Source organism: Maribacter sp. HTCC2170 (assembly GCF_000153165.2).
In the GTDB taxonomy this organism is placed as follows: Bacteria; Bacteroidota; Bacteroidia; order Flavobacteriales; family Flavobacteriaceae; genus Maribacter_A.
Window position 1 is genome coordinate 746,888 of record NC_014472.1, and the last position, 12,918, is coordinate 759,805.

9 protein-coding genes are annotated in these 12,918 nt (G+C 36.4%); 1 reads left to right on the top strand and 8 read right to left on the bottom strand.

The features are described from left to right. Positions 1 to 3: 3 nt before the first annotated feature. From FB2170_RS03430 to FB2170_RS03440, 3 genes are read right to left on the bottom strand one after another with little or no spacing between them, the layout of a single operon-like run. Positions 4 to 2,361, bottom strand: a complete 2,358-nt coding sequence (locus tag FB2170_RS03430) for a PDZ domain-containing protein (protein ID WP_013305116.1) — start codon at positions 2,359 to 2,361, stop codon at positions 4 to 6. A gap of 33 nt (positions 2,362 to 2,394) precedes the next feature. Next, positions 2,395 to 4,629, bottom strand: a complete 2,235-nt coding sequence (locus tag FB2170_RS03435; protein ID WP_041632656.1) for an alpha-L-fucosidase — start codon at positions 4,627 to 4,629, stop codon at positions 2,395 to 2,397. Between the two features lie 9 nt (positions 4,630 to 4,638). Beyond that, entirely contained in the window at positions 4,639 to 6,120 is a 1,482-nt protein-coding gene (locus FB2170_RS03440) for an alpha-L-fucosidase (RefSeq protein WP_013305118.1), read from the bottom strand. Between the two features lie 259 nt (positions 6,121 to 6,379). Here FB2170_RS03440 and FB2170_RS03445 point away from each other — a divergent pair, with 259 nt between their 5' ends. After that, positions 6,380 to 7,765 carry an exonuclease domain-containing protein gene (locus tag FB2170_RS03445; protein ID WP_013305119.1) on the top strand — a complete coding sequence of 462 codons (1,386 nt, stop codon included), beginning with the start codon at positions 6,380 to 6,382 and terminating at the stop codon, positions 7,763 to 7,765. Between the two features lie 115 nt (positions 7,766 to 7,880). On the opposite strand, the gene FB2170_RS17605 is transcribed toward FB2170_RS03445, so the two are convergent. From FB2170_RS17605 to FB2170_RS03465, 5 genes are all read right to left on the bottom strand, one after another. Beyond that, positions 7,881 to 8,012: a hypothetical protein gene (locus FB2170_RS17605; RefSeq protein WP_013305120.1), complete on the bottom strand. Its 132-nt coding sequence runs from the start codon at positions 8,010 to 8,012 to the stop codon at positions 7,881 to 7,883. Positions 8,013 to 8,111: 99 nt separating this feature from the next. Beyond that, a complete protein-coding gene (locus FB2170_RS03450) occupies positions 8,112 to 8,321 on the bottom strand; it encodes a DUF2892 domain-containing protein (protein ID WP_013305121.1) in 210 nt (69 codons plus the stop codon). Positions 8,322 to 8,432: 111 nt separating this feature from the next. Further along, the gene (locus tag FB2170_RS03455) at positions 8,433 to 9,842 is read right to left on the bottom strand and encodes an MBL fold metallo-hydrolase (protein WP_013305122.1); all 1,410 of its coding nucleotides are present in this window, start codon (positions 9,840 to 9,842) and stop codon (positions 8,433 to 8,435) included. Positions 9,843 to 9,905: 63 nt separating this feature from the next. Beyond that, on the bottom strand, positions 9,906 to 11,633 hold the full coding sequence (locus tag FB2170_RS03460; RefSeq protein ID WP_013305123.1) for a SulP family inorganic anion transporter: 1,728 nt from the start codon (positions 11,631 to 11,633) through the stop codon (positions 9,906 to 9,908). 29 nt (positions 11,634 to 11,662) lie between these two features. Further along, on the bottom strand, positions 11,663 to 12,841 hold the full coding sequence (locus FB2170_RS03465) for a cytochrome-c peroxidase (RefSeq protein WP_013305124.1): 1,179 nt from the start codon (positions 12,839 to 12,841) through the stop codon (positions 11,663 to 11,665). Positions 12,842 to 12,918: the final 77 nt, after the last annotated feature.

Consider the following 12,918-nt stretch of genomic DNA (forward strand, 5'->3'; position numbering starts at 1 on the left):
CTTTCATTTTGTTATCAAGATAACGGATATTTCTTTTTGATTACGAATAACTTGCAAATTCAATTTCCCTTTCCAATTATTATTTTGAAAAGATTTCATTAAATCTTCAACTGTGGTTATTTCATCTTCTTCGCTCGATATTATGACATCATTAACCTTTAATTCTGAACGAGCAATAGTAGAATTCTCCTCTATTGATAAAATTAATACTCCAGCTGTATTGTCCAGCCCCGAAGCTGAACGTTCGGCCATGGTCTCAATGTTTTTTAAAACACTACCTAACCATTTGTATTCTGCTGAGCTATCACTTGATACCCCAAAAAATATCTTTGGAATTTCCGGGCTCTTTGCCAACATTTTAAGTGACTCATTTTTTACGCCATAGACATCCGTAGAAAAAGAATTAAACCCAACTTCAATAGCTGGAGAATCATTGACTAAACTATAATTGCCAATTTTCGAATCGATGAATAAAGGATCTCCATAAATACTATGGACGTCAACACCTTTCTCCTGTGTTTTTAGCAATGTGGCCTTGTCTGGAAAGAAATTATAATCCACTTCTTTACCCCATCCCTGTAGTCGAATATCTTTATGTTCTGTAAAAACAATATTTCTCATAAAAACATCTTTACTTTCTTTAAACCAAACATGTGGGTGAAAGCCATTGTTTACCAAAATATTATTTTCAGCTATTCGATTGAATCCTTCTCTAAATTTCAATCCTCCATTCAAACAAACATTGTTATAAATATGATAATTGGAGGAACCATCGTCCAAGTCTATATCCCAACCATGATCACATCGAAACCTATTATTTCGAATTATTGTGGTGTGAATGGCATCCCATTTTGGCATTTCAGGATTATCAATAACCAGTTTATCTAACTCGTTCCTATTCGGGTGCCAAAAACGATCTCTACCCCATGAATTGAAAGCCCCATGATCACCTGATTCCAAAACGGTATTGAAAACATCATTATAATCAATAATATGACCTCCCCATGTGCCATCACCAATATTAATACCTGCTCTTGGCACATCATAAATACTATTATTACTTATGGTGATTTTCATTGCCATTGCAATCTGAACCCCTGCTGTTTGCTTCTCTACACGTCCAATTCTATGAATCAAGTTATTATCAACCAAAGAATTACTAGGGTACGAATTGGTTTTAGGCCCAACAATTGTATCCATCTCGCTTAATTCTACATACTGCCCGTATTGAAAAGAAGGTGACCGAACAGCATTTGGGCTACCAACAAAACTAACCGCACTTGCTCCAATTTGATGAATATGATTGTTTGAGATTATTGTACCTCGATTATAATTGCTCACAAAAATTGCATTACCGCCTAACTCTGTAAATTCACAATCATTAATAGAAACATTTTCTGTACCTTCTATAAATACCGCCGCCCCTCGATACATCATCCAATCACTTCGCAATAACGGTTCATACTTCTCCATTACTGTTCTTTGGGCATGTTCAAAACGAATACCTTCAATTACTACATTTTCAACTGGGTTTTCTTCAGAACCAACTATTTCGAACAAATGCTTTTGCCGAACCACTTCAAACTCTGCCTTCTTTAAATCGGTACCAGCTATCGGCCAGTAATATAATCTTGAAGACTCTTTATCTAAATACCATTCTCCAGCGGTATCCAATTCCTCAAATACGTTTTCGACCATTCTATAGGTTGCATGCATTTCAGAAGGTCTGTTATTTTGGTGCCCTCCTTTGAGAATCAGTCCGCCATCTTCATCAACACCTGAAACTTCAAAATGAAAACCACCCCATTCTCCTCTGTGCATAGCATGAACAATTGCACCTTTAGGATTTGCCCATGTATTCACCCTTTCTTTTGAAATTGCGTCCGCGGCATGTCCCTGCCAATGACCTCCTAGCTCGCTATAATTTGGATATCTCGCCAAAATTTGCATTTTTCCATCCACAAACAGTTGATCAAAACCTACATCTTTAGTCACATTTGCAACCCATATCTCATCATCATGCTTTTCCCATACTATATCAATTTTTTCTGAACCCTTAACACTTGTCTTGTCACTCCCAGCCCCAATAATTTTCAATGGACCCAGATTCGCCGATATCACAATCGGAGAGAACAACCTGTGATCACCTGCCAATAAATGCAAGGTTATCAAATCATCATAACCTTCTTCTCTTAACAGGTTCACTTTGTCTATTCCCTCTTTAATTGAATTAAAAACCGGATTCTTATTTGCTTGGGAAGTGTTGACCCCAGATGGAGCAATATAAATATCATTTATTTGAGGAGAGCAACCTACCAATGTAACGAAAAACAGTACTAAAATGAAAGATAAATTTTTCATGGTTATTCTATTTATGTCTTTCTAGGTCCAGTATTACTTCACTAAAAAATCTAATTCTGCAATAGCCGCTGACGTATCGCTTCCTGCAATTACCTTAGATGCTATTTTAATGTATCTGGTTGTAATAGTATTATTAAATTGATGCGTCCTAGCAACCGGGTCGTTAATTAAATTACCAAATTCAAAAACATCAAAAGGCTTCCAAGATTTCCCATCGTCGCTTACTAAAAGTTCACCTTGTTCAATCATTCCTTCGCCATTCTCTTTTTGTGGAGTATATACAAATCCGTTAAGTGTATACTTTTTTCCTAAATCGATTGAGACATAGTGCTTTTTACTATCCGATTTTGATTTCCAATACGTATTTTCATCCTCATCAAAAACATGATTGCCTTGATGCTCTTTTAAATTACTGTCTGTATCAATAAGTTTCCAATCTTTTTTGAGAATACCTAACCTTCTGGACGTTTCACTGCCAGAAACATTCTTAATAAAGGCTCTTGCTTTTACCTCACCAAAATCTAATCTGAAAGGAGATTCAAATGAAGACGATTCCTTTGATGGTTCGCTTCCATTTGTGGTATACCTGATTTCCAAACCGTAAGACAGATTACCCCCATTACCCTGTCCGTGAGGTTTCCATCCAAACACATGTTTTTTTGGCTGAATACTTACTTCTCCTTCAATAGTTCTTGTAATACTTAATTGTGGTGGGCGGGTATTATAATAAAATGCAGAAACAACAGAAATTGCTGGACTTAATCGTGATTCTGAAATTCTAATTCGGAATTTATTGGAAGTTATCTCAGGAAAACGCAAAATTCGCTTATACCCAATATTAGTGGCCGTAGCCACTTCTTGCCAAGAATTATTTAGCCATGCATCAATGGCATGCTTTTCAACCCTTTCACTATGTGTGAAAATTGCCTCTTGTAGGACCAAACGATTAATTGTAATTGCTTCGTTCAGTGTAATTTCGATTTCTTTCTGTTCACTGTCCAAAAGCTCAAAAGTATCCGTATTTGTATCCAATACATTTTTTGGCCCCGATGCACCTCTAAACAAATCGGTAGTGTACGTTTCATTAATACGCTCACCAACTTCTTGCAAAACACGAACATCTTCAGGTGAAAATCTACCTACTCTATTTGGTGGAATGTTCAATAAAAAGGTAGAGTTACCCCCTACTGAACGCTCATAGATATCAAAAATATCATCTACGCTTCTTGTTTTCTGCGAAGTATCATCTCTATAAAACCATCCTTCCCGAATCGAAGTATTTGTTTCAGCCTGTTGATAGTGTAAATATTTAGCGTTATATAATTTTTCCCTACTACCTATATCCTTGCTGGTAATATCAGCAAAACTGTTCATTTCGAGCGGATTTTCCTGATAAGGAACAATATTCCACTCCGTATTTCTTGTACCACCAGATTCGTTACCACACCATCTAATATCCTGTTTACCAAAGACAACGGCTTCTGGCGCTAAGGTAGAAATCAACTCTTTCCAGGCTATATAATTATATTTTTGCCCTCCTTTACGTTTTGGGTGTGCCCCATCAAACCATACTTCGTGAATTGGGCCATACTCAGTCAGCAATTCGAACAACTGATTTAAGAAATACTCATTATAATCATCGACGTTAAATGTAAATTTTGTTTTGTTTTCAAAAGGGCGCCCTTCAATTGGTCTAGGAATAACTCGATCAGAATAAGTACTTAAATTCCCATATAACCCTTCTTTGTTTTCAATTTGATATAGATCGGCCGGCGATAAATAAACCCCCAACTTTAACCCATACTTTTTACAAGAAGCAGAAAGTTCTTTTAAAATATCGCCTTTCCCGTCCTGAAAAGGTGTTGACATTATACCATGTTTAGTATAACGACTCTGCCAGAGCACAAAACCATCATGATGTTTAACAGTGATAACGACCATTTTCATTTGGGCTGCTTTCATTGCTTTGCACCACTGATCGGTATCCAATTCTTCCAGATTGAAAATTTTTGGATCTTCCATTCCGTTACCCCATTCCATTCTGGTAAACGTATTGGGGCCAAAATGAATAAACGCTATAAACTCATTCTTTAAGGCATTATATTGATTTGCTGTGGGCACAATATGTGCCGCTTTATATATAATGGAATCATTCGTATCATCATTGTCAATTGAACTGGTTGAAGTGGTAATCGGTAATTGTCTTGTAGACATATTGCAAGACACTAATGTCAAGGCTAAACTGATAAAACAAAGGAGTTTTTTCATTTTTTTTAATCATTCTTTGGTTATTTTAAAAACATAAGCGTAGTCCAATCCAGGCTGAATTTTATTTGGGTCGTAGGTGGAACCTTCCAAAACAATATTATTTCCCTGTTGTTTCCAGTTAATCGTCTCTCCAGTCGCCAACAAGGTAATAAGAGAGCTTTTATTCAACACGACATTTTCTAAAACAATTTCTTTATCTGACCATCTGGGGACAATAGCATAATAAGCACTGTTAGTCTGAGTGAAGAATACCTCTTTTACCGCATATCCTGGTTCGGGATCAACAGTTTGTTTTAATATAAAGTCACCGCCTAAATAGTGCTGTTTTGGTTTGAAATTTCGTTCACCTTCAGACCACTGAAAAGAACTATTCCAAGGAGTGGTATTGTAAATGGCCTCCCCATTAACTCTTAACCACTTACCCATTTGTTTTAACCTTTCTTGCATTATTACCGGGATTCTACCTCGAGAATCAGGACCAATGTCCAGCAATAAATTACCACCCGTACTAACAATATTTACTAGCATCAAAACCAATGCTTTAGGAGTGTTATAATCCTCACTATCTTCATTTTGGTTGTACCCAAATGAGAACCCCATTCCTCTGCATTCTTCCCAAGGTTTTTCAAATTCAGGTGCTTCAGATTCATATTCTGTTGTAAAATAACCTCCATGCTTTTTTCGAACACCTTTTCCCCAGCGATCGTTTACAACCACCGTATTTTTTATCTTGGATTCGTTGAACAACCAAGCCAAAAATTCTTTCGACTTCCATTTTTCGGCTTCCATATCCCATTCCCCGTCTGCCCAAAGGATGTCCGGTTGGTAATTTTGAACTAAATCTTTTACTTGAGGCAGAAAATGTTCATCTACAAAACGTTCCTTGTCATTTTGCCACCAAGGGTGATACCATTCGTATAATGAATAATACAAGCCCATCTTAATTCCCTTCTTCTTAACTGCATTTGACAATTCTCCAACCAAATCTTTTTTAGACCCAACTTCCATACTATTCCATGCAAATCCTCGATCATTGGCTTCTTTGTTTGGCCATAATGTAAAACCATCATGATGTTTTGAAGTAAGAACCACATATTTTGCACCAGCTTCTTCAAACAAACTTGCCCATTTATCTGGTTCGAACAAATCTGCTTTGAACATTTCCCCAAATTTGTAATAGTCAAAATTCTTACCGTATGTCTTATGATGATACTTGGTAACCTCATCTCCTTTAAAATCTCCATTTCCAAAAAGAGCCTCGCTTTGCAACCAGTATTGATACCATTCAGAATAAGTGCCTTTGGGCGACCACGCAGGAACCGAATATGGGCCCCAATGAATAAATATTCCAAACTTGGCTCCTCCGAACCAATTCGGAACCGATCTGGAGTCAATTGATTCCCAGGTGGGTTGATATTGTTTTTGGGTCTGAGCCACACCTGAATAAACTATGCATAGAAATACGAAGAGAATTGTAACTTTTTTGAGCATAACCTTTAATCTTAGTGTATCAAATTTACCTTCAGAAAGATTAAATTGCTACCACAAAATTTATTATTACCGATACTTTTTTTGCCCTTTTTGATTGTAGTTATTCAATCATGGACAATAATCTTCATAGATTTACCACGAATGGGCAATACAATTCTAAGTATCTTTAGGGACTAAAAAGTAGGTTTCGATATTAAAAATCGAAGTTTCTATTCAACTCACGTTTTCTTTACAAATTATTAAATTTAGGCTACCTACAATGTATACGATTGTTGACATAGAAACCACCGGAAATGGAATAAAAGGCAACAAGATTACAGAAATATCGATTTTTAAGTATGATGGATATGATATTATAGATGAATTTACCTCATTGGTTAATCCTGAATGTGAAATCCCCTATTTCATTACTGGGCTGACAGGGATAGACAATGACTTGGTTCGTGATGCTCCCAAATTGATTGAAATTTCTCATAAGATTTTAGAAATAACCAAAGACACCATTTTTGTGGCCCATAGTGTTGGTTTTGATTATGGAGTTATCAAAAATGAGTTGAAAACCATTGGCCTTGATTTTACTCGAAAAAAGTTGTGCACGGTGCGATTGTCCAGAAAACTGATACCCGGTTATAATTCATACAGCCTTGGAAAAATATGCTCTGCCCTAAAAATTCCTTTGACCGATAGGCATAGGGCAAGGGGCGATGCCCATGCAACCACCTTATTATTCCAAAAATTATTACGGGCTAAAGATGCCGATGCCGTATTCAAAAAATTTCTGAACGCCCGTTCACAGGAAACCACTCTCCCACCAAGTTTACCCAAACAAACCTATGATAACCTTCCCACAGTTCCTGGCATATATTATTTTAAAAATGAAAAAGGGAAGATAATTTATGTTGGCAAGGCGATAAATATCAAGAAAAGGGTATTGAGTCATTTCTATGATAAAGCAACCAAAGAAATTCAAATGTGTGAGGAAACAACGGATATTGATTACGAACTATCCGGCAGTGACCTCGTAGCACTTTTAATGGAATCCGCGGCAATAAAGCACCATTACCCCGAATATAACCGGGCCCAAAAAAGAAATGTTCAGCGCTATGGTATTTTCACTTATGAGGACAGAAATGGGATTATGCATTTGGCATTCAATAAAATAAAGATGGCACCAAATCCTGTTGCTATCTTATATAACACCACAGATTGCCGATTGTATCTCGAAGAAATATGTAAGTCATTTTCGCTCTGTGCTAAATTTTGCCACCTCCAAGAAAATGTAACGACATGTTCTCATTACAGAATAAAACAATGCGATGGTATTTGCAGGGGCATCGAAACTTCAGAAGTTTATAATAACAAGGTAAATATGGCCCTTTCTTATATAAAAGATTCAAATGAAAATTTTATCATTCAGGAAAAGGGAAGAAGTTTTATTGAAAGTGCATTTGTAATGGTCAAAAATGGAATCTACGTTGGATATGGCTTTATTGATAAGGAAGTCCAAATAAACACTAATGAAGATTTAGAAGCCTATTTAATACCCCAAAAAAACACATTGGAAACTGAACGTATCATTAAGTCATTTGTAACAAGAAATCCCAACAAGTTGCAAGAAGGTGTTGAGGAACTAACATTCGAATGAATCCTGTGCATAGAGTATTTGCAAATCGCCATGCTATGAAAAACCTAGGCAATAGAAAATCGTTTCTTAATTAGAAGATTTCTTATAGTCCAATGTAAAAAATGCCGCCTAAGATTTAGCTATCTTTTTTCTTACCACTATTCATGAGCATTAATAATGCCACGACCAATGCTACGCACACCGCGGCAAAAACACCAATCATTATAATTCCGTTGCCCCAATTCACTAAAGGTAGTATGTATGCCATTGTATTGAATATTTAATCAAAGTGTAAAAATAAAATGTCTTAAAACTTCAAAATATGATAAAAGTCAGGTAACGTTAATACCGCAGCCATAAAACGAAGCTAATCCTTCTTTCTTCTACAACTGTTTATTCCGAACATACCATATAAAGGACAAAAACCTACCAAACTGGTAATTACAAAAATAGCTGATGCTGTTAAAAGAATATAAGCCGAAGTACCACTTACAACCTCAAAATAAACTAAAAGTCCAGCAACTATTGCCAAAACAACCCTTATTATTTTGTCCAAACCTCCCATATTTTTTTTCATGCCTAATCGGTTTTGTTAACTAATCATTAAATAAAATGTAATCATCTAAACAATTATCGTAAAGAATCAAGGACTATAATCAAACCTCTATTTTAAAACCAATTTCTCTCTCTACAAAGTAGTAGGGCAGACATAATTGGTAACTTCAATCCCAGCAGTTTTGATTGCCTTGAACCCTTCGGCGACATCAATAAAATTATGGATTCCTCTACTCTTCAAAATTGATGCTGCAATAACAGATCGATAGCCCCCTGCACAATGCACCAAAAATTCTTGCTCTTTAGGGAATTCTGCAAGGTGCTTGTTTATAACATCCAGTGGAGTATTTAGAGCATCAATAACATGTTCAGATTTGTACTCACTTTCTTTGCGAACATCAAAGACTGATATTCCTTTCTTATTAATTTGTTCCTTCACTTCTGTCGCAGACAACGAAGTAATAGTATCATCTTCCTTACCCGCTTCTTTCCAAGAGTCAAATCCTCCTTTTAAATATCCCAAAGTACCATCAAAGCCAACGCGAGAAAGTCTTATGACCGTTTCATTTTCTTTACCTGTAGGTGCGACCAATAAAATGGGTTGTTTTACATCAGCGATCAATGCCCCCACCCAAGGAGCAAAATCACCGTTTAATCCAATAAAAATTGAACGCGGAATGTGCCCTTTTACAAATTCATTTTGATGTCGTACATCCAAGACCAAAGCCCCAGTTTCATTAGCTACAGCTTCAAAAGCTTCAGGAGACAAAGCAACATTACCTCTTTTTAGCACATCATCTATATCCTCATAACCCTCTTTGTTCATCTTCACATTCAATGGAAAATATTTTGGTGGAGGTAACAGACCTTCGGTAACCTCATCTATAAATTCCTGCCTCGTCATATCCGTACGAAGCGCATAATTCATTTTCTTTTGATTACCCAAGGTATCAACTGTTTCTTTCATCATATTCTTACCACAAGCCGATCCAGCACCATGCGCGGGATAAACAATGATATCATTGGCCAAAGGCATTATTTTGGTGCGAAGACTATCAAACAATATTCCGGCTAAATCTTCCTGAGTCATATTTGCAGCTTTTTGAGCCAAATCCGGCCTTCCAACATCTCCCAAGAACAAAGTATCACCGGAAAATATTGCATGATCTTTACCCTCTTCATCTTTAAGAAGATAAGTCGTACTTTCCATGGTATGACCTGGCGTATGCAATACCTTAATGGTTAGTTCCCCAAGTTTAAATTCTTGATTATCTTCTGCAATAATTGCCTCAAAGGATGGGTTAGCTGTTGGCCCATAAATAATAGGGGCACCTGTTTGCCTGGATAAGGTAACATGACCACTCACGAAATCAGCATGAAAATGTGTTTCAAAAATATACTTGATTTTGGCATTATCAGTTCTAGCGCGTTCAATATAGGGCTCCACTTCCCGTAATGGATCAATAATGGCTACTTCCCCATTACTTTCAATATAATAAGCTCCCTGGGCAAGGCACCCCGTATAAATCTGTTCTATGTTCATATTCTTCTTCTGTATAAATATTGTAATTATAGGATATAAGTATTTATAAATCAGCAATAATATTTACCACAATTTTTTGCTCTGATGAGCAATCTTTTCACGAAAATCGGGAATATTAGCTGGATCATCAAAATGGGCAACTGCCTCCTTGGTCCTTACAAAAAGAAAATCCTTATCCAAAGCATCAATAATTCCACTACTAAAAATAATATCCCTGGTAGGGCCAATTGCACCGGCTATATAAAATCTTAGATCGTGATCATGTAATTCGTTAATAACTGAAATCAACATATTCGCAGCAGTTGAGTCTATATAGTTCACCGCTTCGGCATTTAATATAACGCCTTTTAAACCATTCCCTTTGGCATTAACCTCTTTCATTAAATGGGACTTAAAATAACTTTTGTTTCCGAAATATAATTGAGAGTCAAATCTTAATATGAGTAAATCCTCCCGTTTCTCAATTTCATCGCCAAACCGCTCTATATTCTTATAATATTCGGATCCTTTTACCTTTCCCAATACAGCAAAATGAGGTTTTGAAGTACGATATACCATCAAGAGTAATGAAAAAAGAACGCCAATTAGTACACCTTCCTTAATTCCAATAAACAAAGTAATCAAGAAAGTAAGCACTAAAACGATAAACTCATCTTTACGAAATTTCCATAATGTTCTGGGGTACTCAAAATCTATCAAGCCAAATACAGAGACCATTATTATACTTGCTAGAATTGCCTTTGGTAAAAAATAGAACAGCGGAGTCAAAAACAATAAAGTAACCACTACCGTAATAACACTGAACAACGCATAAAGATTTGTCTTGCCACCGACATCACCGCTAATTGCCGAACGGGAAAAACTTGCTGTAACGGGATACGATTGAAAAAAAGAACCAACGATATTGGAACTCCCGAGTGCAATAAGTTCCTGGTTTGCATCTATGGTCTCCTCGTTGTTCTTTTCTTCGATGGCTTTTCCTATTGAAATAGCCTCAAGGTAACCCACCAGTGCTAAAGTCAAAGCAATTGGCCAAAGATCCATTACATTCTGAAAACTAAAATCAGGGACTTGAAAATTTGGCAACCCATTTGGTATCTCGCCTACAATTTTAATGCCTAAATGCTGAAGTTCAAGAAAATAGACACTTAGAATCCCCAAAACAACTACTAACAGAATAGAGGGTATTTTTCTGTTAACTTTTTTTAGAAGAACAATGATAAGTATGCCGATAATGCCGATAGCAAAATCATATATGTTAGTTTCGACGAGCTTGTCAAAAACATTAAGCACAAGTTGATGGAACTTATTACTTTTTTCAATATCAGCACCCAACAAATGCTTTATTTGACTGAACATAATAATAAGTGCTGCACCGGAAGTAAAACCGCTAATCACAGGTTTAGACAGAAAATTCACCAAAAACCCCATTCTAAACAGACCAAAAAGCAGTTGTATGGCACCAACCATAAATGCCAAAAAAATTGCTATTGCAATGTAATTCTCAATGCCTGTAATAGCCAAGGTACCTAACCCGGCAGCAACCAACAAAGAATCCATCGCAACAGGGCCAACGGCCAATTGTCTTGAAGTACCTAAAAACAAATAAACCAATATAGGAAAAACAGAAGCGTACAAACCATATACGGGTGGTAACCCAGCAATCATGGCATACGCCATGCCTTGCGGAACAAGAATGATTCCAACAGTAAGACCTGCTATCAAATCCTTTAAAAGGAAGCTTTTATTGTATTTGGACAACCAATCTTGAAATGGGAAAAAATTTCGCATTGGTCAAATTTACGCAAATCAAGCAGGAATTAATGAATATTTCCACCCACAGAAAGTCCGCTTGGCACTTTTTCAGGAATCGACTTATCAAAATCATCATCGTTCAATGTATTCAAAAAAGAAATTATCAACGACATTTCTTTGACACTAAGCTCTAATTCACGAACAAACGGGTCAAACTTTTCTTTTGGAACCAGAGGGTTTCTGCTTTTTCCGTTGGCTATATCTTCATAGAACTCCAACACTCTTTTCAAAGTCTTTAGGCTACCATTATGCATATATGGCGCAGTATATCTTAGATTTCTCAAAGATGGTGTCCTAAACCCAAAACTATCCTTTACACCCGCATCTGGCAACTCTAATTTACTGTTTTGGGGAACTCCAAGGACATGAACTTTATAGTCAGAGAACATGGGACCATTATGACAGTTTACACAACCTACTTTTTTGAAAAGCTCAAAGCCTTCTTTCTCAGAAATGAGAATAGCATCATTATCCCCTCGCATAAATTGATCAAAGCGCGAATTATTTGTTATTAAACTACGCTCAAATGCCGCAATAGCCTTTCCTAGATTTTCAATTGAAATATTAGCATCCCCGAAAGCAGTATTGAACAATTCTCTATATTCAGGAATTTGATTCAACCTACTAACTACTTCTTCCAAAATCTCAGATTCAGAAAACCCGTGACCTCGCATTTCTTCAAAGGCCTTTATTGGCTCCAAAGCCTGTTTCTCTAGGCTCTTAACCCGGTCATCCCAAAACATTGGAGCATCTCCAGGATTATACTTGTTATATGTATTTATTCCGTTAAACGCCGTATTAATAATGGTTTGCGCGTTTCTTTTAACAAATGGTATATCGTTTGGAGAATTGAATTTTCGTTTGCTCCCAAAACCTTTCGCATTCGCACCGATTGAAATATCCAAAAACTCGGCATAACCAGTACTAGGGTGATGACAAGTGGCACAAGCCACATCTTTATTTCCTGAAAGAATTGGATCAAAAAACAATAATCGCCCAAGTTCAATTTTTTCAAACGAATTCACATTGCCTTTTGGGTCCATTACCTGTTTTGGCAGGGCCGATATAGTAGTAGAAACCTTTTTAACGGGCTTATTGGATATTTTTTTAGTTTTTGAATCAGAACATCCCAATAAACTGAACACTGAAACAAATAACAATATGAATAAAAGTAAACTTCTCATTTCATTCGTTATTTGCTGTTCTTTTTCATCTTATTGCTATAAAAATATAATTTAAATTCATAAGTCCATTAAACTCG

What these genes read in the sequence shown, in the direction of transcription:
- FB2170_RS17605 (WP_013305120.1), bottom strand. Translation starts at nt 8,012, where the DNA reads ATGGCATACATACTACCTTTAGTGAATTGGGGCAACGGAATTATAATG.
- FB2170_RS03455 (WP_013305122.1), bottom strand. Translation starts at nt 9,842, where the DNA reads ATGAACATAGAACAGATTTATACGGGGTGCCTTGCCCAGGGAGCTTAT.
- FB2170_RS03465 (WP_013305124.1), bottom strand. Translation starts at nt 12,841, where the DNA reads ATGAGAAGTTTACTTTTATTCATATTGTTATTTGTTTCAGTGTTCAGT.
- FB2170_RS03440 (WP_013305118.1), bottom strand. Translation starts at nt 6,120, where the DNA reads ATGCTCAAAAAAGTTACAATTCTCTTCGTATTTCTATGCATAGTTTAT.
- FB2170_RS03445 (WP_013305119.1), top strand. Translation starts at nt 6,380, where the DNA reads ATGTATACGATTGTTGACATAGAAACCACCGGAAATGGAATAAAAGGC.
- FB2170_RS03460 (WP_013305123.1), bottom strand. Translation starts at nt 11,633, where the DNA reads ATGCGAAATTTTTTCCCATTTCAAGATTGGTTGTCCAAATACAATAAA.
- FB2170_RS03450 (WP_013305121.1), bottom strand. Translation starts at nt 8,321, where the DNA reads ATGAAAAAAAATATGGGAGGTTTGGACAAAATAATAAGGGTTGTTTTG.
- FB2170_RS03435 (WP_041632656.1), bottom strand. Translation starts at nt 4,629, where the DNA reads ATGAAAAAACTCCTTTGTTTTATCAGTTTAGCCTTGACATTAGTGTCT.
- FB2170_RS03430 (WP_013305116.1), bottom strand. Translation starts at nt 2,361, where the DNA reads ATGAAAAATTTATCTTTCATTTTAGTACTGTTTTTCGTTACATTGGTA.